This window comes from Streptomyces antarcticus, from assembly GCF_026627255.1.
Lineage (GTDB): Bacteria > Actinomycetota > Actinomycetes > Streptomycetales > Streptomycetaceae > Streptomyces > Streptomyces antarcticus.
Genome location: NZ_JAPNLM010000001.1, coordinates 699,640 through 723,228, shown reverse-complemented (window position 1 = coordinate 723,228; position 23,589 = coordinate 699,640). Strand labels below are relative to the sequence as shown.

The 23,589-nt window shown below is 71.8% G+C and carries 21 protein-coding genes; 9 read left to right on the top strand and 12 right to left on the bottom strand.

Annotation, left to right across the window (positions count from 1 at the left end; translation table 11 throughout):
• Window positions 1-2 precede the first annotated feature (2 nt).
• The 3 genes from OTB16_RS03310 to OTB16_RS03300 form a co-directional block, all read right to left on the bottom strand.
• Window positions 3-1,286, bottom strand: coding sequence for an extracellular solute-binding protein (locus OTB16_RS03310; protein ID WP_476470156.1), 1,284 nt, complete (start codon window positions 1,284-1,286; stop codon window positions 3-5).
• A gap of 327 nt (window positions 1,287-1,613) precedes the next feature.
• Window positions 1,614-2,231 (bottom strand): SMI1/KNR4 family protein, encoded by a 618-nt coding sequence (locus OTB16_RS03305; RefSeq protein WP_267718265.1) that lies wholly within the window; start codon window positions 2,229-2,231, stop codon window positions 1,614-1,616.
• 59 nt (window positions 2,232-2,290) lie between these two features.
• A complete protein-coding gene (locus tag OTB16_RS03300) occupies window positions 2,291-2,659 on the bottom strand; it encodes a DUF192 domain-containing protein (RefSeq protein ID WP_267718264.1) in 369 nt (122 codons plus the stop codon).
• A 222-nt stretch (window positions 2,660-2,881) separates the two neighbouring features.
• Between OTB16_RS03300 and OTB16_RS03295 the strand changes: the two genes are divergently transcribed.
• A complete protein-coding gene (locus OTB16_RS03295; protein WP_267718263.1) occupies window positions 2,882-3,841 on the top strand; it encodes a prepilin peptidase in 960 nt (319 codons plus the stop codon).
• Between the two features lie 143 nt (window positions 3,842-3,984).
• On the opposite strand, the gene mgrA is transcribed toward OTB16_RS03295, so the two are convergent.
• A complete protein-coding gene (gene mgrA, locus OTB16_RS03290) occupies window positions 3,985-5,022 on the bottom strand; it encodes an L-glyceraldehyde 3-phosphate reductase (RefSeq protein ID WP_267718262.1) in 1,038 nt (345 codons plus the stop codon).
• A 125-nt stretch (window positions 5,023-5,147) separates the two neighbouring features.
• Here mgrA and OTB16_RS03285 point away from each other — a divergent pair, with 125 nt between their 5' ends.
• The 6 genes from OTB16_RS03285 to OTB16_RS03260 all read left to right on the top strand — a co-directional run bounded on the left by OTB16_RS03285 (window position 5,148) and on the right by OTB16_RS03260 (window position 11,685).
• Window positions 5,148-5,909 carry an isoprenyl transferase gene (locus tag OTB16_RS03285; protein ID WP_267718261.1) on the top strand — a complete coding sequence of 254 codons (762 nt, stop codon included), beginning with the start codon at window positions 5,148-5,150 and terminating at the stop codon, window positions 5,907-5,909.
• Window positions 5,910-6,241: 332 nt separating this feature from the next.
• Window positions 6,242-7,558, top strand: coding sequence for a PhoH family protein (locus OTB16_RS03280; protein WP_267718260.1), 1,317 nt, complete (start codon window positions 6,242-6,244; stop codon window positions 7,556-7,558).
• 421 nt (window positions 7,559-7,979) lie between these two features.
• Window positions 7,980-8,711, top strand: a complete 732-nt coding sequence (locus OTB16_RS03275) for an aggregation-promoting factor C-terminal-like domain-containing protein (protein ID WP_476470155.1) — start codon at window positions 7,980-7,982, stop codon at window positions 8,709-8,711.
• Window positions 8,712-8,825: 114 nt separating this feature from the next.
• Window positions 8,826-10,157 carry an AI-2E family transporter gene (locus OTB16_RS03270; RefSeq protein WP_267718259.1) on the top strand — a complete coding sequence of 444 codons (1,332 nt, stop codon included), beginning with the start codon at window positions 8,826-8,828 and terminating at the stop codon, window positions 10,155-10,157.
• Between the two features lie 45 nt (window positions 10,158-10,202).
• A complete protein-coding gene (locus tag OTB16_RS03265) occupies window positions 10,203-10,952 on the top strand; it encodes a hypothetical protein (RefSeq protein ID WP_267718258.1) in 750 nt (249 codons plus the stop codon).
• 19 nt (window positions 10,953-10,971) lie between these two features.
• A complete protein-coding gene (locus OTB16_RS03260; RefSeq protein WP_267718257.1) occupies window positions 10,972-11,685 on the top strand; it encodes a hypothetical protein in 714 nt (237 codons plus the stop codon).
• Between the two features lie 111 nt (window positions 11,686-11,796).
• Here the strand turns inward: OTB16_RS03260 and OTB16_RS03255 are convergent, their stop codons facing one another.
• A complete protein-coding gene (locus OTB16_RS03255; RefSeq protein ID WP_267718256.1) occupies window positions 11,797-12,342 on the bottom strand; it encodes an alkyl hydroperoxide reductase in 546 nt (181 codons plus the stop codon).
• 3 nt (window positions 12,343-12,345) lie between these two features.
• Window positions 12,346-12,900, bottom strand: coding sequence for a peroxiredoxin (locus OTB16_RS03250; RefSeq protein WP_267718255.1), 555 nt, complete (start codon window positions 12,898-12,900; stop codon window positions 12,346-12,348).
• Between the two features lie 136 nt (window positions 12,901-13,036).
• Between OTB16_RS03250 and OTB16_RS03245 the strand changes: the two genes are divergently transcribed.
• Complete coding sequence (locus tag OTB16_RS03245) at window positions 13,037-13,987, top strand: hydrogen peroxide-inducible genes activator (protein ID WP_267718254.1); 951 nt, start codon at window positions 13,037-13,039, stop codon at window positions 13,985-13,987.
• A gap of 40 nt (window positions 13,988-14,027) precedes the next feature.
• On the opposite strand, the gene OTB16_RS03240 is transcribed toward OTB16_RS03245, so the two are convergent.
• From OTB16_RS03240 to OTB16_RS03220, 5 genes are all read right to left on the bottom strand, one after another.
• Window positions 14,028-16,385 (bottom strand): ABC transporter permease, encoded by a 2,358-nt coding sequence (locus OTB16_RS03240; RefSeq protein WP_267718253.1) that lies wholly within the window; start codon window positions 16,383-16,385, stop codon window positions 14,028-14,030.
• The gene (locus OTB16_RS03235) at window positions 16,382-17,068 is read right to left on the bottom strand and encodes an ABC transporter ATP-binding protein (protein ID WP_267718252.1); all 687 of its coding nucleotides are present in this window, start codon (window positions 17,066-17,068) and stop codon (window positions 16,382-16,384) included. Before OTB16_RS03235 ends, OTB16_RS03240 begins: the two co-directional genes overlap by 4 nt.
• The gene (locus OTB16_RS03230; protein WP_267718251.1) at window positions 17,065-17,589 is read right to left on the bottom strand and encodes a PadR family transcriptional regulator; all 525 of its coding nucleotides are present in this window, start codon (window positions 17,587-17,589) and stop codon (window positions 17,065-17,067) included. Before OTB16_RS03230 ends, OTB16_RS03235 begins: the two co-directional genes overlap by 4 nt.
• Before the next feature lie 175 nt (window positions 17,590-17,764).
• A complete protein-coding gene (locus tag OTB16_RS03225; RefSeq protein WP_420717601.1) occupies window positions 17,765-18,070 on the bottom strand; it encodes a type II toxin-antitoxin system antitoxin in 306 nt (101 codons plus the stop codon).
• Complete coding sequence (locus OTB16_RS03220) at window positions 18,067-18,972, bottom strand: SPFH domain-containing protein (RefSeq protein WP_267718250.1); 906 nt, start codon at window positions 18,970-18,972, stop codon at window positions 18,067-18,069. Before OTB16_RS03220 ends, OTB16_RS03225 begins: the two co-directional genes overlap by 4 nt.
• Before the next feature lie 236 nt (window positions 18,973-19,208).
• Here OTB16_RS03220 and OTB16_RS03215 point away from each other — a divergent pair, with 236 nt between their 5' ends.
• On the top strand, window positions 19,209-21,488 hold the full coding sequence (locus OTB16_RS03215; protein WP_267718249.1) for a transglycosylase domain-containing protein: 2,280 nt from the start codon (window positions 19,209-19,211) through the stop codon (window positions 21,486-21,488).
• 205 nt (window positions 21,489-21,693) lie between these two features.
• On the opposite strand, the gene OTB16_RS03210 is transcribed toward OTB16_RS03215, so the two are convergent.
• Window positions 21,694-23,538 (bottom strand): SpoIIE family protein phosphatase, encoded by a 1,845-nt coding sequence (locus tag OTB16_RS03210; protein WP_420717610.1) that lies wholly within the window; start codon window positions 23,536-23,538, stop codon window positions 21,694-21,696.
• Window positions 23,539-23,589 lie beyond the last annotated feature (51 nt).

Here is a 23,589-nt window from a genome sequence, read left to right as displayed (position 1 = left end):
CTTCAGCGCTTCTTGACGGCCTCGTTCGCCTGGGCGGCGATGTCGTCGAGCACGGCCTTCGGGTCGCCGGCCGGCTCCACGGCCCGCCCGATGTTGCGCTTGATGGTGTCGCTGACCTTCACCCAGGACGGGTCGTTCACCGGGTAGAGTTGGGCGCCGCGCAACGCCGTCAGGAACAGCTGGTCGTTCGTGGCGAGGCCGCCGCCGGCCGGGGTGCGCGAGGCGGAGACGGTGGACGGCAGCAGGTGGTAGCGGTCCGCGAAGTCCGACAGGTTCTTGTCCTGGTACACGAAGTCCAGGAACGTGCCGATCTCCGCGCGATTGCCGTTCTGCTTGAACGCCATCATCCAGTCGGCCACGCCCACGGCCGGCGTGCTCTCGCCGGCGCCGAGCGTGTCCGAGACCGGCATGTCGACGGTGCCGACGGTGATGCCCTTGCCGCGCGCCTCGTGGGCGAGGGAGGGGTAGCCGTTCAGCATGCCGGCCTCGCCGCGCAGGAACGCGGCGAAGGCGTCGGCGCGGTTGAGCTGCGCGGGCGGGGTGGGGCCGACCAGTCCCGGCGCGACCAGGTTGTCCTTGACCCACTGCCAGGTCTCGATGTTCCGGTCGGAGGCCAGGCTGTAGTTGCCGCTGCTGTCGGCGTAGCCGCCGCCGTTGCTCAGCTCCCAGATCATCGCCTCCGCGTGCGCCTCCTCGGGGCCCAGGGGCAGGGCGAACGGGTACTTCACGCCCTTGTCCTTGAGCGCCTTGGCGGCGGCCTTGAGGTCGGACCAGGTCTTGGGCGCGGTGACGCCGGCCTTGGTGAAGAGCGCCTCGTTGTAGAACAGCAGGCGGCTGCTCGCCACGAAGGGCAGGCCGTAGAGGGTGTTTCCGACGGAACCGGCCTCGGCGAGGGGCTGGAGGAAGTTCGCCTCGGCGGTGACCGAGAGGAGCTCGTCCGCGGAATAGAGCTTGCCCTGCGCCGCGAAGTCCGAGTATCCGCCCATGAGGGCCAGGTCGGGCGCGTTGCCGGCCTTGACCATGCGGGAGACCTCGCGGTCGATGTCGGTCCACGGCAGGAGCTTCACCTCGACCTTGATGCCGGGGTTGGCGGCGGTGAAATCCTCCGTCACCTTGTCCCAGAAGGCCTTGGAACTCGTGGCCGGAGTGTCGCCGTACTCGGCGGCCACCAGGCGCAGCGTTCCGCCGTCACCGTCGCCGTCGTCGGACAGTCCGCATCCGGCCATGGGTATCAGCAGACCGAGCACGACCGTGGTGGCGGCCGCGCCGAAGATTTTTCGTCGCACGGGTGTATTCCCCTGGTTTTCTTTTGGATCGCGTTACTACTTATGAGTTACTCCGGGTCGAGGTGTCCCTCCGTGGCCCGTTGGCCGGAATTCTCTCCTGAGGGAGGGGTGGTTGATTCCATTGGGGGCGTCTTTGTGGTCAATGCTCCAAGTGGGGCTTTTCCGGCTGGTGTTTTCCGATATGTGATCAACAATTCGGACGCGCGTAGACATGCCGAAAAGCCCGTTTTCGGTCACGGAACGGGCTCGGTGGGCGCAGTGAGCGCGGTGGCGCGGTGGCGCGGTGGCGCGGTGGCGCGGTGGCGCGAGGGTTCGCCTCGGCGCCGGTCAGTCGGCGAACTCGCCCGCGTACGGGTCGGGCTCGCCGGTCTCCGGGTTGCGGCCCTCCTGCCACCGGCGCTGCGCCTTGCGCCAGTGCACGAAGCTGAGGTGCCCGCCGTCCCAGAAGGTGATGCTGACGGGGCTCACGTCGAACTCGTCCGAGCAGAGCCGGTAGAGGAATTCGGCCATGCCGTACGGGTACACCGCGAAGGAGTCGGCCGTGTGCCGCCCACACACCAGGACCGGCCACTGGTTCGGGTCGGGGTCGGACGTGAGCCAGCACAGGATGTCGGACCCGCCCGTGACGCCCCAGGCGACGATCGCCTCCGGGTCCACGTCGAAGGCGGACCGGCCGCCCTCAGCCTCCCAGACCTGCCGGGCGTTGTCGGTCTCCTCGGCCATCTGGGCCGTATCCCATTGGAGTCCGGGCTTGGGCAGCGGCAGCAGGATGCTGGCCTCGCCGTTGATGGAGCCCGCGCCGAAGCGGCCCATGAAGGCGATGAAGTCCGCCGGGAACCGGGTACCCCACACCGCCTCGGCCGCCGGCCAGTCGATGTCCTCGTCGGCGCCGTGCGTCGCCGGCATGATCTGCTCCAGCGCCTTGATGCGCGCGTTCTCCGTCATGCCGCTCCCCTGCCACCCCAGCTCAACCGCCCCAACCTACCGCCGCGGGAGTGCACCGCCTAGCCGGGCGTGAGACGCCCGGGTACGTCCACGTTCACGGTGGTACCGGCCGTCAGCCCCCAGCCCGCCATCGCGCCCGCCGCCGCCTCCAGGACGTGCCGGGAGCGGAGCCGGGGCAGCCCGAGGCGGCCGGGGCGCATCGTGACGACGGCGAGCACGCGCAGCTTCCGGTCGAGGTGGGCCACGTCGATCGGGAACCGCATCCGGAACGTGTGCACGCTCGCCGCCGGAGTCAGCAGCAGGGCCCCCTCGATGCCGTCCCGCCCGAGCAGGCCGCGGGTGCGGGCCCGGTAGGAGGCGGCGATCTCCAGGGGGACCACCACGTCTGCGACCCGGAGGGTGGCCGGGCCGTCGTACCAAGTCGCCATGGCGGCACCCTAAGCGGTCGCGGTCCCGTTCGGTGGTGCGGTCCCGTACGCGGGTGCGGGTGCGGGTGCGGGTGCGGGGCCGTTGCCGGGGCTCCGCCCCGGACCCCGCGCCTCAAACGCCGGCGGGGCTGGAGGTGGGCCGCCGGGGCTGGAGACGTGCCGCCGGGGCCGGGTGAGGTGCCCCCTGGCGGGGGTGGGGCGGGCGGGCCTACCGTTCGGCGGATGGGTGTGGTCGTGATCGTGCTTGCCGCCGCGTACGGGCTGGTCGCCGGGCTGCTGCTGCCGCGCGCCGCGTACCGGTTGTCCGTCGCGCCGGGGGAGCCCTGGCGGGACCGCTGCCCGGAGGGGCACCCGCTGGCCGGCTGGCTCGGCCCGGCCCGCTGCGCCCCGCGCCGCCGCCGGGCCGGAGAACCGGCGGGGACGTCGGCGGCACCCGCGGCGCCCGGGCCGGGAGCCGCCGTCCCGCCCGGCTACGGCCTCCCGCCCGGGCCGGGAGCCGCCGTCCCGCCCGGCTACGGCCTCCCGCCCGGGCCGGGAGCCGCCGTCCCGCCCGGGCCCGGTTCCGCCGTCCCGTCCGGGGAGGCGCCGTCCGTCCTGCCCGGGGTCGGGGTCGGGGCCGCAGTCGCCGTACCGCACCGGTACGGGCGGCGGGGGGTTGCGCTCGGGGTGCTGGGCGGGGTCGTGTGCGCCGTGGTGGGGGCCGCCGTCGGGTGGCGGCCCGAGGCGTGGGCGTTCGTCGGGCTCGCGCCCGCCGTCCTGCTGCTCGCCCTGGTCGACCGGGCCGTGCACCGGCTGCCCGACGTACTGACCCTGCCGCTCGCCGCCGCCGCCGCGGCCCTGCTCGGGGCGGCCGCCGCGCTGCCCGGCGCCGCGGGCTCCTGGCGGCTCGCGCTGCTGGGCGGGGCCGCGCTCGCGGGGGCGTACCTCGTGCTCTTCCTGATCAACCCCGCCGGCATGGGCTTCGGCGACGTCAAGCTGGCGCTCTCCCTGGGGGTCGCTCTTGGGTGGTACGGGTGGGGGGTATGGGCCGCCGGGGCCTTCCTGGGCTTCCTCTACGGGGCCCTGTACGGCCTCGCCCTTGTCCTGCGGGGCTCCGCGACCCGCAAGCAGGGTTTCGCGTTCGGGCCCTTCATGGCGGCCGGAGCTCTCACCGGATTGCTGCTGGGTGGTTTCGGAGCGTAGTCACGGCGCGGTGATGCACGCATCACGCTTTACGAAGGGTTATGGTGGAACCCCCCCCTCGGGCCGGTCCGTATCCCCCCCCACGGACCGGCCCGTTTTTTGTTCTCCGCGCCCCAGGGCCCGGCCGCCGGCGAAAACGCAGGTCAGCCGCGCTGGGCCCAGATGTTGGCGCCGGGGGTGGACACCGCGAAGGAATCGATCTCCTTGAGCTCCGCGTCCGAGAGCGGGGCCCCGGCCAGTGCGGCCACGTTCTCCTCCAGCTGCCGCACGCTCGAAGCCCCGATCAGGGCCGAGGTCATGCGCTCGTCGCGGAGCACCCACGTCAGCGCCAGCTGCGCCAGCGACTGGCCGCGCCGCGCCGCGATGTCGTTCAGGCCGTTCAGCCGGCGCACCACGTCGTCGGAGAGCAGGTCCGGGTTGAGGGACTTGCCCTGCGTGGCCCGCGAGCCCTCCGGGATGTCCTTCAGGTACTTGCCGGTCAGCAGCCCCTGCGCGAGCGGCGCGAAGGAGATGCAGCCCATGCCGGCCTCCTCCAGGGTGTCCAGCAGCCCGTCCTCCTCCGTCCAGCGGTTGATCATGGAGTACGAGGGCTGGTGGATCAGCGGCCGCACGCCCATGTCGCGCAGGATCCGGGCCGCCTCGGCCGTCTGCTCCGCGGTGTACGAGGACACGCCGACGTACAGCGCCTTGCCCTGCCGGACCGCGGACGCCAGGGCGCCCATGGTCTCTTCGAGGGGGGTCTCCGGGTCGAAGCGGTGCGAGTAGAAGACGTCCACGTAGTCGACGCCCATCCGCTTCAGCGAGGCGTCGAGCGAGCCGAGCAGGTACTTGCGGCTGCCCCACTCGCCGTACGGGCCGGCGTGCATCAGGTAGCCGGCCTTGGTCGACAGCACCAGCTCCTCGCGGAGGGACGCGAAGTCCTGCGCGAAGATCTTGCCGAAGTTCAGCTCGGCCGAGCCGGGCGGCGGGCCGTAGTTGTTCGCCAGGTCGAAGTGGGTGACGCCGAGGTCGAAGGCCCGGCGCAGGATCGCCCGCTGGGACTCCAGGGACTTGTCGTCACCGAAGTTGTGCCAGAGGCCGAGGGAGATCGCGGGGAGCTTGAGGCCGCTGTGGCCGGTGCGCCGGTACTCCATGGAGTCGTAGCGAGAGGGCTCTGCCCGATAGGGATTGGTATCAGTCACGTTGTCCTCCCTATCACGGAGTTGTGACAGGCCGAGTTGGGTACCCCTCCCCACCTCGCAGTAATGTGGCGCACTCGGGGGACCGCAATTCGCACGGGGGCATTGCACGGAGGGGCTGGAAGATCGTGAAGCTGCGCGACCTGGTGTACAGGCTCTACGCACGCCGGGTGGAAGGCCGACTCGACCATGACGCGGCGCCCAAGCACATCGGCGTCATCCTGGACGGGAACAGGCGCTGGGCGAAGGCGTCCGGAGGCACGACGGAGCAGGGCCACCAGGCCGGAGCCGACAAGATCTCCGAGATGCTCGGCTGGTGCACGGAGACGGACGTCGAGGTCGTCACCCTGTGGATGCTCTCCACGGACAACCTGGACCGGCCGGAGGTCGAGCTCCGCCCGCTGCTCAACATCATCGAGAACACCGTGCGGGGCCTCGCCGCGGACGGCCGCTGGCGCGTCCACCACGTCGGCAACCTGGACATCCTGCCCGGCCAGACCCAGACGGTCCTCAAGGAGGCCGAGCAGGCCACCCACGACGTCAACGGCATAACGGTCAACGTCGCCGTCGGCTACGGCGGCCGCCAGGAGATCGCCGACGCGGTCCGCTCGCTGCTCCTGGAGCACGCGCAGAAGGGCACCTCCTTCGAGCAGCTCGCCGAGATCCTGGACATCGACCACATCGCCGAGCACCTCTACACGCGCGGCCAGCCCGACCCGGACCTCGTGATCCGCACCAGCGGCGAGCAGCGGCTGTCCGGATTCATGCTCTGGCAGAGCGCGCATTCGGAGTACTACTTCTGCGAGGTCTTCTGGCCGGCCTTCCGCAAGGTCGACTTCCTCCGGGCCCTGCGCGACTACGCCGCCCGTCACCGGCGGTACGGGACCTGATGTAACCGGGATGGCCGACACCCCCTCGGCGCATTCCCGGCCCCGACACGCCCTTCCCGCGAAGCCTTCACCAGGGATTCACCGAGCGTCCGTCATATGCCATGGCATGGCCTGGCTTGTTCGGGGAATATCCCTTCCAGGTCGATGCCCGATCCACGGGTGTCGAGTCTCAGCGGACGGCATGGGGTCGTCCGCCCGGGAGGCCCTTTGCACCAGGACGCGCGTGCGGTTCGCACGGTCGGACGGGAGGGCCGGAAATCGGCCCTGGCATGGGTGCCGATGACCGGTCCGGTCTTCATGGCCCGACCTCTTCCGAGGGGGTACGTCCTTCCGTGGTGACCAGCACGAAGCGCCGCCTGCCCGACAGGCGCACCTATGTCCTCGACACCAGCGTCCTGCTGGCAGACCCCAACGCGATCTCCCGCTTCGACGAGCACGAGGTCGTGCTCCCGATCGTGGTGATCACCGAGCTGGAGGCAAAGAGGCACCATCCCGAACTCGGCTACTTCGCGCGCCAGGCCCTCCGCCTGCTCGACGACTTCCGGGTCCGGTACGGACGTCTCGACGCTCCCATCCCGCTGGGCGATCTGGGCGGCACCCTGCGTGTCGAGCTCAACCACTCCGACCCGAGCGTCCTGCCCGCCGGCTTCCGGTTGGGGGACAACGACTCGCGGATCCTCGCCGTCGCCCGCAACCTCCAGGCCGAGGGGTTCGACGTCACGGTCGTGTCGAAGGATCTCCCGCTGCGCATCAAGGCCTCCTCGGTGGGGCTGATCGCCGAGGAGTACCGCGCGGAGCTCGCGATCACCGATGCCGGCTGGACGGGGATGAGCGAGCTCGCCCTGTCCGGGGAGCAGGTGGACCTCCTCTTCTCGGAGGAGCGGCTCTACGTCCCCGAGGCGGCGGACATGCCCGTGCACACGGGGCTGGTCCTCCAGTCCGAGCGCGGCAAGGCGCTGGGCCGCGTCACGGCGGACGGGAACGTGAAGCTCGTACGGGGCGACCGCGAGGCCTTCGGGCTGCACGGCCGCAGCGCCGAGCAGCGGATCGCGCTCGACCTGCTCCTCGACCCGGAGATCGGGATCCTCTCGATGGGCGGCCGGGCCGGCACCGGCAAGTCGGCACTGGCGCTGTGCGCGGGCCTGGAGGCCGTGCTGGAACGGAGGCAGCATCAGAAGGTGATGGTCTTCCGGCCGCTGTACGCGGTCGGCGGGCAGGAGCTCGGCTACCTGCCCGGGGACGCGTCCGAGAAGATGAGCCCCTGGGCCCAGGCGGTCTTCGACACCCTCTCGGCCGTGGCCGGGCGCGAGGTCATCGAGGAGGTGCTGAACCGGGGGATGCTGGAGGTCCTGCCGCTCACGCACATCCGCGGCCGCTCGCTGCACGACGCGTTCGTGATCGTGGACGAGGCGCAGTCGCTGGAGCGCAACGTCCTGCTGACCGTCCTGTCCCGGATCGGGGCCAATTCGCGGGTGGTTCTGACCCACGACGTGGCCCAGCGGGACAACCTCAGGGTCGGCCGGTACGACGGAGTGGTCGCCGTGGTCGAGAAGCTGAAGGGGCATCCGCTCTTCGCGCACATCACGCTGACTCGTTCCGAGCGGTCCCCGATCGCTGCGCTGGTCACCGAGATGCTCGAGACCCTCTGACCCCGGAGGGCGACCGAAAGGGTCAAAAACCCCATAGCGGGAAGGCGAGTTGACGCCGCCCGGCAAAGGCCGAGGAGCCTAGCCGGGCGGCGTCGCGCTGCACAGCCCTTTGGCCAAAACAACGGTGACATGCCAGGTGTGACCTTTCCCACGCAGTGGAGAATTGCCCTGCGCCGCCGCGGTCCGGCAGAGTCTGGTTTCCGTCAGGCCCCGCATACGGCACACCTGTATCTCCCGTGAGGTACGCGCAGCACCACAACTCCACATTCGATGCCGTATGCCGCCCGGATCCACATGGCAGCCCCCGCAGGGGAGTTGCCCACGGGCCAGCGTCTCCAGCGACCGATGCACCACGGAGGCCAGTGTCGAGGGGCACTCTTGCGCCCGCCCGGTCCTGCGGACGCTGCTGGAAGGACATCATGTGAGTCGGATCTCGGTCCGGGGGTTCGCAGTGGCTTCGGCCACCGCGGTCACCACCGTGGGCGCAGTCGTGGGAGTTGCCGCAGGCGACCCCACCACGAACGATCTCGAGACGACCGCGTCGGGCGCGACTCTCCTCACAGACATCCCGGTCGGCGACCAGGCACAGGTCCAGAGCGCGTCCCTGACGCAGCAGGCCGACGCCATCGTCCACGCCGCCGACACCGACGCCAAGCGCTCGGCCGAGGAATCGGCGCGGATCCAGGCCGCCGAGACCGCCAAGACCAAGAAGGCGGAAGCGGAGAAGGCCGAGGCGGAGAAGGCGGCGAAGGCGAAGGCCGAAGCCGAGGCCAGGGAGAAGAAGGAACGCGAGGAGAAGGAGCAGGTCGCCAGCCGCTCCGCCGCCCGCGACGCCGGCGACTTCGCGCCGCAGAGCTCGTACACGGTCGCCCAGGTCAAGGCCATCGCGCAGCAGATGGTCCCGGCGAACCAGTTCCAGTGCTTCTCGAAGATCATCAACCAGGAATCCACCTGGAACTACAAGGCCGTCAACTCGTCCTCGGGCGCCTACGGTCTGGTCCAGGCGCTCCCGGGCTCGAAGATGGCCTCGGCCGGTGCCGACTGGCGCACCAACCCCGCCACGCAGATCAAGTGGGGCCTGAACTACATGGAGGACCGCTACGGCGGCCCCTGCCAGGCCTGGACCTTCCACCAGGCGAACGGCTGGTACTAGGCGCGGCCACCGAGCCCCACCCAGTCCCGGGAAGCCCCGCACCGTCCGACGGTGCGGGGCTTCCCGCGTGTACGGTCGGATGTCTGTGACCAGTGGGGCGGGGAGAGGAACGACATGTCGAAGTGGGCAGGCTGGCTCGGCCGGCTCGGGAACAGGCTGAACCGGATGGAGGCGGCGCTCGACGAGCGGCGCGCCGAGGTGGAGGCCGAAACCCGGGGCGACCTGCCGCGCTCCGCCGCGTCCGCCCCGCCCCGGACCGAGGCGCACGGGCACGCCGTCACGCGGTCCGCCCCCGAACGCCCCGACCCGGTGACCGTGGTCCCGTGGGGCGTACGGGTCGCCGCCGAGGTCAGCTGGCGGCTGCTGCTCCTCGCCGGGATGCTCTGGGTGCTGATGAAGGTGATCAGCGAAGTCCGGCTGGTCGTCCTGGCCTTCGCCGCGGCCCTCCTCGTCACGGCGATGCTCCAGCCCTTCGTGGTCCGGCTGCGCCGCCTCGGCCTGCCCCGGGGCCTGGCCACCGCCGTCACCGCGATCCTCGGCTTCGTCGTCATCGGGCTCGTCGGCTGGTTCGTGGTCTGGCAGGTGATGGACAACCTCGACGACCTCTCCGACCGGGTCCGCGACGGCATCAACGAACTCAAGCTCTGGGCACTGGACAGTCCGTTCCACGTGACCGAGAAGCAGATCAACGACATCGCGAAGAACCTCAGCGAGACCATCGGCACCAACACCGAGGAGATCACCACCGCCGGGCTGCAGGGCGTGACGGTGCTCGTCGAGGTCCTGACCGGCATGCTGCTCGCGATGTTCTCGACGCTCTTCCTGCTCTACGACGGCAAGCGGATCTGGACCTGGGCGCTGGGCCTCGTCCCCGCTCCGGCCCGCCCCGGTGTGGCCGGCGCCGGCCCGCGCGCCTGGCGCACGCTGACCGCGTACGTCCGCGGCACCGTCCTCGTCGCGCTCATCGACGCCATCTTCATCGGCCTCGGGCTGTACTTCCTCGACGTGACGATGGCCGTACCGCTCGCCGTCTTCATCTTCCTGTTCGCCTTCATCCCGCTCGTCGGCGCGGTCATCTCCGGCGCCCTCGCGGTGGTCGTGGCGCTGGTGACCCAGGGGCCGTTCATCGCGGCCATGGTCCTCCTCGTGGTCCTGGCGGTGCAGCAGATCGAGGGCCACGTGCTCCAGCCCTTCATCCTCGGCCGTGCCGTACGGGTGCACCCCCTCGCGGTGGTGCTCTCGGTCGCGGCCGGCGGGCTGATCGCGGGCATCGGCGGGGCCGTGGTCGCCGTACCGCTGGTCGCCGTCACCAACACGGCGGTCGGGTACCTGAGGGCGTACTCGCGCGAACAGCAGCTGGGCGGCGCGGCGCCCGTGGGGCCCGCGCCGCACGGGGCGACGGCCGTGGAGCGGGAACCGGACGACCCGGCGGATGCCCGGGCCTAGGCCGTCTCCGAAAGAGACGGCCCAGCAGGAGCAGGGGGGCGGGGAATGATCAGCGAGCCCGAGCTCGACGGGGAATGGGAGTCCGCGCGACCGGCCGAGGTGGCGGAACCGGCCCCGCCGCCCGGACGGGGGCCGGGGCGGCCGTGGCGGTGGGTCGCGGCGACCGCGGTGGCCACCTCCGTGCTGTGGACGGCCGGCCTCTACGCCTTCGGGGACCGGCTGACCCGGCCCGAGATCGGCTACCGCGCCCCGGACAACCTGTGCGAGCGGTTCGCGGCGGACGCCCTGAAACCGGTCCTGCCCGACCAGCCGAGCTCGACGGGCCCGCACGGGGAGAGCCGCCACGAGGCCGTCGACTGGGCGTGGTGCACCCTCTCCGACAACAACTCCAGCGATTCGGACGGCTATTTCCTGGAAGCCGAGGTCGAGCTCCACAAGAAGACCGACCCGGCCGCCGAGTTCGAGGTCGGCGGCCGGTTTGACCTGATGCTCGACTCCCAGGAAGGGGAGGCGGGCTGGGAGCCGGTGCGCGGCCTCGGGGAACAGGCGCTGATAGCCGGCAGCCGCGAGGGGTCCGACGACCTCTACCTGAGGGTCCGCGACGGGGGCGCCGTCTTCAACCTCCGGCTGGCCTGGATCCGCACCGGGCCGGACCCGGACGCCCCGCAGGCCGGTGAGGCCGGTGAGGGCGGTGAGGCCGGCCGGGCGAGGAGCGGCCCGCGGCCCGAACGGAAGGTCCTTGAGGCGGCGATGATCAAAGACATGCGGGCGCTGATGGCGGCGCTGCGCACATGACGACCGCGGGCGGAGACCGGTGATATCGGAGCCGGAGATCGACACAGAGTGGGATGGCGGCGGCGGCCGCGGGCCGGGCGCGGCCGGGTCGGCCGCCGCCGGACCGGACGAGGGCGCCGCGGCCGGGTCCGTAAGGGGCCGGCCGTGGTGGTGGGCGCTGGGCGGGGCGGTGGCCGCCTCGGCGGTGTGGGGCGGTGTCCTCGTGGGCCTGGAGGACCGTGACGGCGAGGAGCCACCGCCGACGGCGTACTGCATCAGCCAAGACCTGTGCCGGGAGGCGCCGTTGTCCGCCCTGGCGCGGACCGCAGGCCGTATCGGACCGACGTCGCCGAGTCTGGGCGAGAGCCCCGCGGCCGACTGGGCGTACTGCTCCTACGTGTCCTCCGCGGCGGACTCCGCCGCCGAGGAGTTGGTCTACGGGGCCGAGCTCCTCGTGGAGCTGCACAAGAAGGCCGACCCCGAAGCGGAGTTCGCCGCCGGACCGGGGCTCACCCCGCACCTGCGGCGCGGGGCCGTGCGGCACGAGGAGGTGGCGGGACTCGGCGAGCGGGCCCTGATCACCGACTCCGTCGGGGACCAGGAGCCACAGCTCCACGTACTGGACGGCGGGGCCGTGTTCACCCTCTCGGTGCAGTGGTCGACCGGGCCGGACGACGCCCCGCCGGACGAGGACGCGATCAAGGCGGCCGTGATCGAGGACGTCCGGGCGCTGATGGCCGTACTGAAGGACTGACGGCCGCGCCGGAGGGGCGAACACGCGCGAAGGGGCGAACACGCGCGGAGGGCCCCGCTGCCGGGATCGGCGGCGGGGCCCTCACGTGGTGCGGGACCGCGTGGTGCGGGCCTACTCGGCGGTGGCGGCGGCCAGCGCCGCCTCCCCGTCGAGGGTGACCGCGACGGCCTGGATCACCGAGGCGATCTTGAAGGCCTCCTGGACCGTCTCGCGGTCGACGCCGGCCTTGCGCAGGACCTGCTCGTGCGAGTCCAGGCACTGGCCGCAGCCGTTGATCGCGGAGACGGCGAGCGACCACAGCTCGAAGTCGACCTTCTCCACGCCCGGGTTGCCGATGACGTTCATCCGCAGGCCCGCCCGCAGCGTGCCGTACTCCGGGTCGGAGAGCAGGTGGCGGGTGCGGTAGAAGACGTTGTTCATCGCCATGATCGCGGCGGCGGACTTGGCGGCGGTGTACGCCTCCGGCGACAGGTTCGCCTTCGCCTCCGGCTCCAGCTCACGCAGGACCCGCGGGGAGCGGGCGGCGATCGCGCAGGCCAGGACCGTGCCCCACAGCTGCTGGGCGGGGAGGCCGCTGTTGCCGATGACCGAACCGAGGTTCAGCTTCAGGTCCTTGGCGAAGTCCGGTACGGCGGACTTGAGGGCGTCGAGGGACATCCGTCACTCACCGGCCAGCAGCGAGCCGGCGTCGAGGGTGCCCTCGCCCTTGTTCCAGTTGCAGGGGCACAGCTCGTCGGTCTGCAGGGCGTCGAGGACCCGCAGGACCTCCTTGGGGTTACGGCCCACGGAACCGGCGGTCACCATCGTGAACTGGATCTCGTTGTTCTGGTCGACGATGAAGACGGCGCGCTGGGCGAAGCCGTCCTCGCCCTGGACGCCACAGGCCTGCATGAGCTCGTGCTTGGAGTCGGCCAGCATCGGGAAGGGCAGGTCACGCAGGTCGGCGTGGTCCTTGCGCCAGGCGTGGTGGACGAACTCGGAGTCGCCGGAGACGCCGAGGACCTGGGCGTCGCGGTCGAGGAACTCCTCGTTCAGCTTGCCGAAGGCGGCGATCTCGGTCGGGCAGACGAAGGTGAAGTCCTTCGGCCAGAAGAACACCACGCGCCACTTGCCCTCATAGGTCTTGTGGTCGATCTGGGCGAACTCGCTGCCGGCCTCGAGCGAGACGCAAGCGGTCAGATCGTAGGTGGGGAACTTGTCGCCGACAGTGAGCACGTGCTCTCCTTGCGCATCGGGAAGTGACCCATTTTGGGGGCATTCCCAGGGGGTTGGACGGATCTCACATGCTGACACAGCTGCATTGATTACGGAAATTGCTACTCTTGTGTTGAGTGATCGGAGGTGCCTATCAGTGGCTATCGGTAACAGGGGAGTGAAACAGCCGACTTTGGCGCAACTGCGCGCCTTCGCGGCGGTCGCCGAGCACCTGCACTTCCGGGACGCGGCCGCGGCCATCGGAATGAGCCAGCCCGCGCTCTCCGGATCCGTCTCCGCGCTGGAGGAGACCCTCGGGGTGCAGCTGCTGGAGCGGACCACCCGCAAGGTGCTGCTGTCCCCGGCCGGCGAGCGGATCGCCGCCCGGGCCCGCGTCGTGCTCGACGCCGTGGGCGGGCTGCTGGAGGAGGCCGAGGCCGTACGGGCCCCCTTCACCGGGGTGCTGCGGCTCGGGGTGATCCCCACGGTCGCGCCGTACCTGCTGCCCACCGTGCTCGGGCTGTTCCACCGGCGCTACCCGCGGATGGACCTCCAGGTGCACGAGGAGCAGACCGCCACGCTGCTGGAGGGGCTGGCCGGCGGACGCCTCGACCTGCTGCTGCTGGCGGTCCCGCTCGGGGTGCCCGGAGTCACCGAACTGCCGCTGTTCGACGAGGACTTCGTCCTCCTCGCGCCCCGGGAGCACCCGCTGGCCGGGCGCCGGGACATCCCGCGCGAGGAACTGCGGGGACTCCAGCTGCTGTTGCTCGACGAAGGGCACTGCCTGCGGGACCAGGCCCTGGACATCTGCCGCGAGGCGGGGCGCACGGCGGGCGCGGACGTCACGACCACCGCGGCCGGACTGTCCACGCTCGTACAACTGGTCGCCGGGGGACTGGGCGTGACGCTGCTGCCGCGGACAGCGCTGCGGCTGGAGACCGCCCGCAACGAGTACCTGGCCACCGGCTGCTTCGCCGAGCCGGCCCCCTCACGGCGGATCGCGCTGGCCATGCGCACCGGCACCGCGCGGCAGGAGGAGTTCCGGGCCATCGCCGCCGCACTGCGCGAAGCCGTACGCCCGCTCCCCGTCTGGCCCACCGACGGGTAGCGGCCCCCGGGGCGGGGGGACCGGCCCGGCCCCCCGGGGCTCACTCCGTCCGGAGGCCGTCCGGGCGCATCAGGCGCAGCAGCGGCGGCAGGCTGAGCAGGGTCACCAGGACGACCACGCCCGCGCCGGCGCCGGTCATGCCAGCCACCGAGGCCCAGTCCACCTGGACGGGCCGGCCCGCCATCCGCACCAGCACCGCGCCGAGGCCGATGCCCACCACCGCCGCCAGGCCGAGGCCGAGCCCGACCGGCAGGGCCGTCTGCCAGAGCACCGACAGGCTCAGGGTGGAGCGCTTGGTGCCGAAGGCGACGAGGGAGGACAGCAGCTTGCGGCGCTCGCGCAATTGCTCCAGCTGCGAGACCAGCAGGCTCGCGCCGATCAGGACGAGCACCCCGACCGCGCCGAAGAACAGCCCGACGCGGATCGTGGAGTACGGACCGGCCTGCCGGGTCGACTTCAGGGTCATCGCGGTGGCGAACGGGTCCGCCTTGAACGCGGCCGTGCGGACCTGGTCCAGGGCGTCCGGCACGGAGTCGTCGAGCTGGACGAAGATCTGCGCGGACTGGGCCGCCTGCACGCCCTTCGGCGCCGCGGCCGGGGTCACCAGCAGGCCCGTGCGCAGCTGGCCGGCGGGGTCCTCACGGCTGGCGACGGTGCGGGCGGCGGCTGGGAGGGTCCACGTGACGGCCTTCTCGGCGTCCGGGGTCCCGTCGTCGTAGCCCAGGACGTTGCCGGCGTAGAGCCGGTCGCCCGGCTTGGCCGTGGTCCCGTACGCGCCGGTGTCCCGGGAGGGCGAGCCGGTCAGGACGAACGCGTCGCCGTCCGCGCAGGAGTCGAGCACCGCCACCTCGTGCAGCGCCTCGCAGGTACCGGCCGTGACGGGGATCCGCCGGTCCGCCGCGGGGATCTGATGCGCGGCGTCGAAGGTGGTCAGCGGCACGGTCTTGGAGATGCCCCGCGTACCGGAGATCTCCTGGGCGAGGGCGTTCGCCCGGGACTCGGTGCCGCTGTGCATCAGGATCGAGACCGAGGCCCGGGCCGGGTCCTCGCCGGTGTCCTTCGTGTAGGTGCCCTCGACGCCGCTGAACAGCATCTGGAGGGCGATGGCTCCGGCGACGGCGACCGCGATGCCGTTGACCAGGCGGGCGGCGGCCCCGCTGCCCACCTGGAGGTGGCGTACGGCCAGCTGCCAGGAGACCGGGCCGCCGGACAGCCGCCCGACGAACCGTTCCAGCAGCAGGGGCAGCAGGGCGGTGACCCCGACGAGGAGCAGCACGACCCCGCCGGTGACCTGCCACTCGTTGAAGTAGCCGCTCCCGTTGCCGCGGCCCATCAGCGGGACGAGCAGGGCCAGTCCGCCGAGGGGCAGCAGCAGCCGCCACCAGACGCGCCGCTTGCGCGGCTTGGCGGTCCGGACCACGCCGAGGGGCTCGATGACGACGCCGCGCAGGGCGAACAGGGTCACGGCGACGGCCGCGGCGGGCACCGCCACGGCGACCAGTGCGGCCAGCCACAGTGTCGGGTCGAGGTCGGCCGGGAAGACGCTGCGCTGTTCGACGGTGAGCGTTCCGACCAGCCGGCGGCCGACCACGAAGAAGCCGGCCCCGAGCACCAGCCCGAGCAGGGAACCGGCCAGAGCCTCGCCGGCGGCGATCCGGCGGACCATGGGGCCGTCGGCGCCCACGAGCCGCAGCGCGGCGAGCCGCCGGTCGCGCCGCTCCCCGCCGAAGCGGACGGCGGCGGCGATGAACACGGCGACGGGCGTGAGGAGGGCGACGAACGTCAGCACGATCAGCAGCATCTGCACCGGGTCGAGCTTCGGCGCCTGCATGGTGTTGGCGAAGCCGGTGACCCGCTGGACGCGGTGGTCGGCGGGGTCGGTCTTCGCCAGCTTGTCGCTGCCCAGGTAGAAGACGAGCTCGCCCGGGCCGACCAGGCCGGCGTCGGCGATGACCTGGGTGATCCTGCCGTCGAGGCGCTCGCGCAGCAGCTTGCCGTCCGCCGAGCGCATCAGTGCGTCCAGGGCGGGGGAGACGGCCAGTTCGCCGACGCCGGGGATCCGCTCCAGGCCCGGCGGGACCGGTGCCTGCGGCCCCTCGGCGAGGACCAGGGAGCCGCCGATGTCCAGGCCGCGGTACGTCGTGTCGCCGTTCGCGACGAGCAGGCTGTCGGTGCGCGGCCCGTCGGCGGTGGGCGCGGTCAGCGTGGAGCGGGCGTCGCCGCGCTCGTTGCGGGCGGCGAGCGCCCCGGGCAGCGCGGTGGTCAGGAGCAGCAGTGCGACGCCGAGGCCGACGCCCGTACCGGTGAGGGTGGTGCGGGTCCAGCCCTCGCGGCCGCCGCCGAACGCGAAGCGGACGCCGAGGGCGAGGTCGCGGGCCCAGGTGCGGAGCGTGTTCATACGATCCGCTCCATGTCGCGGGACTTGCCGTCGCGTACGACGATCTCGCGGTCGGAGTAGGCGGCCACACGGGTCTCGTGCGTGACGAGGACGACGGCGGCGTTGGCGGAGCGGGCGGCCTCGGTCAGCAGTTGCATGACGAGCTCGCCGTTGAGGGAGTCCAGGGCGCCGGTGGGCTCGTCGGCGAAGATCACCCGGGGCCGGGTGACCAGGGCGCGGGCCACGGCGACGCGCTGGCCCTGGCCGCCGGAGACCTCGCCGGGGCGCTTGGCCCCGACGTCCTCGACCTGGAGCCGCTCCATCCAGTGCAGGGCGGCGGACTCGGCCTCCTTGCGCTTGACGCCGGCCAGGCGGAGCGGGAGGGCGACGTTCTCGACGCAGGTGAGCTCCGGTACGAGCTGGCCGAACTGGAACACGAAGCCGAACTCACTGCGGCGCAGGGCGCTGCGCCGGCCGTCGCTCATGGCGGACAGCTCGTGGCCCGCGTACGTGATGGAGCCGGAGTCGGGTGTGACGATGCCGGCGAGGCAGTGCAGCAGGGTCGACTTGCCCGAGCCCGAGGGGCCCATGACGGCGACGACCTCGCCGGGGTGGATGGAGAACTCGGCGCCGTCGAGAGCGGCGGTGGGCCCGTACGCCTTCCGCAGGTCCGTGGCGGCGAGGAGCGAGCCGGCCGGGGTCATCGGCGTACCTCCCGGGAGAGCTGGTCCAGGCGGGCGGCGGTGAGTTCCAGCCACCGCAGGTCCGCTTCGAGGTGGAACAGGGCGTGGTCGCAGACCAGCTGATCGGCGAGGTCGCCCTTGCGCTTGCGCTGGGTGAGGATGCGCATCAGGCGCAGGTGTTCCGCGCGCTGGGTGTCCAGAAGCCCGGCGGCGCTGCGGCCGGTGAGCAGGGCGAGGACGACCTTGGTGTAGAGGGTCGAGTGGAGGTACGGCTCGGGCTTCTCGGGCTGGGCGAGCCAGGCCTCGACGTCGGTGACTCCGGCGCCGGTGATGGCGTACCGCTTGCGGTCGGGACCGCCGCCGCTCTCTATCCCGTCGACCTCGACGAGGCCGTTCTTCAGGAGGCGGGACATGGTCGAGTAGACCTGCCCGTAGGCGAGGGGGCGGTCGTGGCCGAACTTTTCGTCGAAGGCGCGCTTGAGGTCGTAGCCGTGGCGCGGGCCGGCCTCCAGGAGGCCGAGCAAGGTGTGACCGATGGACATGCCGAGGACTATACACGGGGTGTATACCTTCGATGTATACGCGGGGTGTATAGCTGGCCGGAAATGGCCCTCCCTCGCAGTTCAGGGTGTTCGTCACGATCCGGTACGGGGCGCCGACACCCGTCCGGGGTTACGTACGCATCCCCGGACGCGGGCCACCTCGCACGTACGCCCCTCAGCCGCCGGCCGGGCCGGAGCCGGACTTCGGCGGGCGGCCGCGGCGGGGGAGGGGGCCCGGGCCCGGCGGGAGGCGGCCGGCCTCGGTGAGGGCGCGGCGCAGGAGGAACTCGATCTGGGCGTTCGCGCTGCGCAGCTCGTCGCCCGCCCAGCGGGCCAGCGCGTCGTACACCTGCGGGTCGAGGCGCAGCAGCACCTGCTTGCGCGCCTGCCGGCCCGCGGGCGGCCGCCCGGGCCCCGGCCCAGGCCCCACCCCGGGCAGCGGGTCGTCGGACGGCGGTGGCGTGCTGCCGGGCGGGTTCACTGGTAGAGGGTGCCCGCGTTGATCACGGGCTGGGCGGCGCGGTCCCCACAGAGGATCACCATCAGGTTGGAGACCATGGCGGCCTTGCGCTCCGCGTCCAGTTCCACGATGTCCTCCTCCTGCAGCCGGGTCAGGGCCAGTTCGACCATGCCCACCGCCCCTTCCACGATCTGCTTGCGGGCCGCCACGACCGCGCCGGCCTGCTGGCGCTGGAGCATCGCGGAGGCGATCTCGGGGGCGTACGCGAGGTGCGTGAAGCGGGACTCGATGATGTGCACGCCGGCCGCCTCCACGCGGGCGTGCAGCTCGATCGCCAGCTTCTCGGTGATCTCCTCGGCGTTCCCGCGCAGCGACAGGCCGTCCTCGTCGTGGGCGTCGTAGGGGTACTCGATCGCGATGTGCCGGACGGCGGCCTCGGTCTGGGTCTCGACGAACTCGGTGAAGTCCTCCACCTCGAAGACGGCCCGCGCGGTGTCCTCGACCCGCCACACCACGACCGCCGCGAGCTCGATCGGGTTGCCGTACGCGTCATTGACCTTCAGGACGGGCGTCTCGTGGTTGCGGGCCCGCGTGGAGATCATCCTGCGCGAGGTGAGCGGGTTGACCCAGCGCAGCCCGTCCGTGCGGATCGTGCCCCGGTAGCGGCCGAACAGCTGGACCACGCGGGCCTGGCCGGGCGAGATGGTGTTCAGGCCCGTCATCGCGATGAACGAGGCGAGGATCAGCAGGATGCCGCCCGTTATGAGCGCCGCCTTGGCGGCGGCGGCCGCCGCCAAGGCGCCGCCCACGATCATTCCCGCCCCCGCGATCAGGCCCGCCAGGCTCAGCAGCAGAGCCAGTCCGCCGCCGACGCTGTGTGCGGTGAACTCCCGTGCGCCTTCCGGTGTGGCAGTCGTGTTCATTATGCTTTGCCCCGTTTCACCTGATGGTCGCCCCGTGGGCTGCCTAGCAAAGTGATATCACTTTTCTGCCGTACGGCAACCCTTGGGGTCCCGTGTGCGTCGGTTCCACTGGTGTGGGTGCTGATTCTCACGTCCGAATTAGCCGGTATTGACCAAAGTTGACCATCCTTTGTCACAGCCTGCGGTGTTAGCTTCGTGAGCTGACGTCGGGGGGGTAATCGAGCGGAGCGGGAGCGATGGGCCGAGCAGAAGTGCGTAAGGCGCAGCAGCAGCGCGGTGCGCGGCGCGCGCCGAGCGGACACGGCGAGGGCAAGGGGAGCGCCGGCGAGCGCAGTGGCATACGCCGGTTCTTCACCTGGAAGACGGTCCTCGGGACGGTCTTCGGGGGGATCCTGCTCCTGATGGCCGCGTTGACCGTCCTCTACTTCTCGGTGGACGAGCCCTCCGACCCGAACAAGCTGGCCATCCAGCAGAGCAACACCTACAAGTGGTCCGACGGAACGGTCATGGCCCGCGTCGGCGAGACGAACCGCTCGATCGTGCCGATCGACAAGATCCCCGAAGACGTCCGGACCGCGTTCATCGCCATCGAGAACAAGTCCTTCTACAAGGACCGCGGCATCGACGTGATGGGTCTGGCCCGCGGCCTGTTCAACACCGCCACGGGCAAGGGCAAGGCCGGCGGCTCGACGATCACCCAGCAGTACGTCAAGAACTACTACCTGACTCAGGACCAGTCGGCGACCCGCAAGCTGCGGGAGCTCGTGATCTCCCTCAAGGTCGACCAGCGGCTCGAGAAGAACGACATCCTCGCCGGTTACCTGAACACCAACTTCTACGGCCGCAACGCCTACGGCATCCAGGCCGCCGCCCAGGCCTACTACGGCGTCGACGCCGACAAACTGACGCTGGAGCAGGGCGCCTACCTCGCCGCCGTCATCCAGGCCCCCAGCCAGTACGACTGGGCGACCGCCGGACCGAACGGCAAGAAGCTGGTCATGATCCGCTTCAACGCCGTCCTCGACAACATGGTCGAAATGGGCAAGCTGGACGAGGCCAAGCGCAAGACCGTGGTATTCCAGGAGCCCGTCAAGCCCAGGCCCACCCCGGGCATGGACGGCCAGAAGGGCTACCTGGTCCAGGCCGCCGAGGTCGAGCTGAACCGGCAGGACATCACCGACGCCGAAATCGCGGCCGGCGGCTGGGAGATCACGCTCACCATCGACAAGAAGAAGCAGGACGCGCTGGAGAAGGCGGTCCAGGAGGAGCTGGAGTCCAAGCTCGACCGCAAGGACACCAAGAACCGCCCCCAGGACCAGAGCGTCCAGGCCGGCGCCACCTCCGTGGACCCCAAGACCGGAGCGATCGTCGCGATGTACGGCGGCACGGGCCTGGCGGACAAGGACCGGAGCAACGCCCTGCGTGAGGACTACCAGCCGGGGTCGACCTTCAAGCCGGTCGTGCTGGCCTCCGCGCTGGAGATCGGCGCGACCACCCAGGGCGGCAAGCCGATCACCCCGAACACCCTCTACGACGGCACCAGCAAGCGCCCGGTCGTCGGCAGCAAGATCCCGTTCAACCCGCAGAACCAGGACGACAAGGACTTCGGCAAGGAGATCACCGTCCAGGAGGCCACCAACTACTCGGTGAACTCCGTCTACGCGCAGATGATCGTCGACGTGAAGCCCGTCAACGTGAAGAAGACGGCCCTCGCCCTCGGCATGCGGGCCCGCGAGGGCTGGCCCGAGGACAAGCCGGCCATGTCGCTCGGCACGATGAGCGCGAACACCGTCGAGATGGCCGCCGTCTATGCCACCCTCGACAACCACGGCAAGAAGGTCACGCCGACCATCATCAAGACCGCCGCGCACAAGGACCGCGAGTACAAGCCCGCGGCGCCCATCGGCAGCCAGGCCGTCAGCCGCGAGACCGCCGACACCGTCACCAAGGTGCTCACCGGCGTCGTCAACGAGGGATCCGGCAGCAAGGTCAAGAGCAGCGCCTACGAGGCGGCCGGCAAGACCGGCACCACCGAGTCCAACGTGGCCGGCTGGTTCACCGGCTACACCCCGGAACTCGTCACCGTCGTCGCGATGTTCGGCGAGGAGCCGGGCACCCACAAGCAGGTCACCCTGACCGGCACCGCCGGCGGCGGCCGCGCGGGCGGCTCCAGCTTCCCCGCCGAGATCTGGAAGACGTACACGCTGGCCGCCCTCAAGGGCGCCAAGACCGGCGAGTTCGACCTGTCGGAGGCGGAGATGGGTGCCCCCCAGGCGCCGTCCCGCACCTTCTCCCCGTCGCCCACGCCGAGCCCGTCCCCCACCCCGACGCCCTCGCCCAGCAGCAGCAGCCCGCCGGCGAGCAGCCCGACCCCGACGAAGAGCGCCACCAAGTCGCCGGACCCGACGAAGAGCGCCACCAAGTCGCCCGACCCGACGAAGAGCGCCACCAAGTCGCCCGACCCGACGGTCAAGCCCCCGGACCCGCCGCTGTTCCCGCAGAACCCCGAACGCTGACAGCACACCGCCCCGCGGCCTCCAAGGCCGCGGGGCGGTGCCGTTCTCAGGCGCGGTACCCCGGTCCGGGCGCGTCAGCCGCCCGAGACGGCGGCCGCGACCCACGGGCGGGCGACGGCCGCGGCCCCGAAGCGCGTCGCGCCGTCCATGGCGTACGAGGGGACCAGCGGGCGCGCCCGGTTCGGCCGCCCCCTCGCCCGCCCGGTCAACGCCGCTCAGGCGCTCCCGGCAACGCGAGCTCGAACCAGACCACCTTTCCGCTGCTCAGCCGCGTGGCACCCCACCGGCGGGCCACCCGGTTGACCAGGAACAGGCCGCGGCCGCCCTCGTCGGTGTCCCGGGCCCGGCGCTGGCGCGGCAGCTGCGGGGAGTCGTCGCCTACCTCGCAGCGCAGTACGTCCGTACGCAGCAGGCGCAGCGTCACGGGCCGCTCGGCGTACCGGACGGCGTTGGTGACCACCTCGCTGACCAGCAGCTCCAGCGAGTCGCTCAGCTCCTCCAGGCCCCACCGCGTCAGCGCCCGCCGGGCGAACCGCCGCGCCCGGCCCGGAGCGGTCTCCTCCGGGTCCAGGAACCAGTACGCGACGTCGCTGGGCGCGATCCCCTCGAAGCGCGCCGCCAGCAGGGCGATGTCGTCGTCCCGGTCACCCGGGCCGAGCATGTCCAGCACGTCGTCGCAGAGGGCCTCCAGCGGCGGCGGATGGTCCAGACCCGTCAGCTGGGCGGTCGTCGCCAGCCGCTCCCGCAGCTGCTCGATGCCGGTCCACACGTCGCGCAGCCGCGACTCCACCAGTCCGTCGGTGTACAGCAGCAGGGTGGCCCCGGCCGGCGCGTCCAGCTCCACGGCCTCGAAGTCCACGCCGCCTACGCCGATCGGGGCACCGGGCGGCACCCGCAGCACCTCGGCGCGGCCGCCCAGGTGCAGCAGCACGGGCGGCGGGTGGCCGGCGTTGGCGATGGTGATCCGGTGCGAGACGGGGTCGTAGACCGCGTACAGGCAGGTGGCCATCCGGTCCGAGCCGAGCCGCTGGGCCTGCTCGTCCAGGTGGTGCAGCACCTCGGCCGGCGGCAGGTCCAGCTGCGCCAGGGTCTGGGCGGTGGTGCGCAACTGGCCCATGATCGCGGCGGAGGTCATGGAGTGGCCCATGACGTCGCCGACGACGAGCGCGACCCGGCTGCCGGGCAGCGGTATGGCGTCGTACCAGTCGCCGCCGACCCGGGCCGTCTCGGCGGCCGGCAGGTAGCGCGAGGCGAGCCGTACCCCGGTGGGCTGCGGCAGGCTGTCGGGCAGCATCGTGCGCTGGAGCTCGTCGGCGATGTAGGCCTCCCGGCCGTACAGCACCGCCTTGTCGATGCCGAGCGCCGTGTGCGTGGCGAGCTGGGCGGCGACCAGGAGGTCGTTCTGCTCGAACGCGGGCCGCTCCGGGCTGCGCAGGAACACGGCCGCGCCGATCACCCGGCGGCGGCCGCGCAGCGGCGCGAGGACGGCCCGGTTGCCGCGCGGCAGCGGGTGGTCCACGCCCAGCAGCTCGGGCAGCGCGGCCTTGGCGGCGGCGGAGGACCCGAAGACGGGCCGTACGCCGCGCAGCACCTCCGCGAGGGCCCCGCCGGGGCGGATCTCGCACAGCTCGGCGGCCGGCAGGTCACCCTGGAGGCCCAGCAGCGGCAGCTGGCTGAAGTCGAGCTCGCCGGTGGCCCCCGCGGCCCCGGCGAGGTCCGTCCCCGCGCCGATCGTGCCGCCGATGTCCGTGAGGTCGTCGATCGGCCGCAGCCGGTCGGTGCGCCGGAGCCTTAAAACGACCGGTCCGACGGGACGTTCGTCCCCCACCGGGAGCGGGTCGCGCAGGTACACCAGGATGGCGTCGGAGAACGTCGGCACGGTGGCCCGGCACAGGCCGAGCACGATCTCGTCGAGGTCGATGCCGCGCGCGATGCGTCGGGTGGCCGCCCCGACGAAACGCAGCCGGTCCCCCTCGCGGCGGGTCGCGGTATCTCCCGTCTGGCCGCCCGGTACGCCGGTGCCGCCGCCGTGCCGCCCGTCGCCCCCCAACCCCTCCAGGGCGCTCCCGGGGGCCGCCGCGACGCCCTGCGCCGCCTGCGC

What these genes read in the sequence shown, in the direction of transcription:
- OTB16_RS03255 (WP_267718256.1), bottom strand. Translation starts at nt 12,342, where the DNA reads ATGTCCCTCGACGCCCTCAAGTCCGCCGTACCGGACTTCGCCAAGGAC.
- OTB16_RS03235 (WP_267718252.1), bottom strand. Translation starts at nt 17,068, where the DNA reads ATGACCCCGGCCGGCTCGCTCCTCGCCGCCACGGACCTGCGGAAGGCG.
- OTB16_RS03300 (WP_267718264.1), bottom strand. Translation starts at nt 2,659, where the DNA reads ATGGCGACTTGGTACGACGGCCCGGCCACCCTCCGGGTCGCAGACGTG.
- OTB16_RS03240 (WP_267718253.1), bottom strand. Translation starts at nt 16,385, where the DNA reads ATGAACACGCTCCGCACCTGGGCCCGCGACCTCGCCCTCGGCGTCCGC.
- OTB16_RS03270 (WP_267718259.1), top strand. Translation starts at nt 8,826, where the DNA reads ATGTCGAAGTGGGCAGGCTGGCTCGGCCGGCTCGGGAACAGGCTGAAC.
- OTB16_RS03265 (WP_267718258.1), top strand. Translation starts at nt 10,203, where the DNA reads ATGATCAGCGAGCCCGAGCTCGACGGGGAATGGGAGTCCGCGCGACCG.
- OTB16_RS03230 (WP_267718251.1), bottom strand. Translation starts at nt 17,589, where the DNA reads ATGTCCATCGGTCACACCTTGCTCGGCCTCCTGGAGGCCGGCCCGCGC.
- OTB16_RS03215 (WP_267718249.1), top strand. Translation starts at nt 19,209, where the DNA reads ATGGGCCGAGCAGAAGTGCGTAAGGCGCAGCAGCAGCGCGGTGCGCGG.
- OTB16_RS03220 (WP_267718250.1), bottom strand. Translation starts at nt 18,972, where the DNA reads ATGAACACGACTGCCACACCGGAAGGCGCACGGGAGTTCACCGCACAC.
- OTB16_RS03295 (WP_267718263.1), top strand. Translation starts at nt 2,882, where the DNA reads ATGGGTGTGGTCGTGATCGTGCTTGCCGCCGCGTACGGGCTGGTCGCC.
- OTB16_RS03305 (WP_267718265.1), bottom strand. Translation starts at nt 2,231, where the DNA reads ATGACGGAGAACGCGCGCATCAAGGCGCTGGAGCAGATCATGCCGGCG.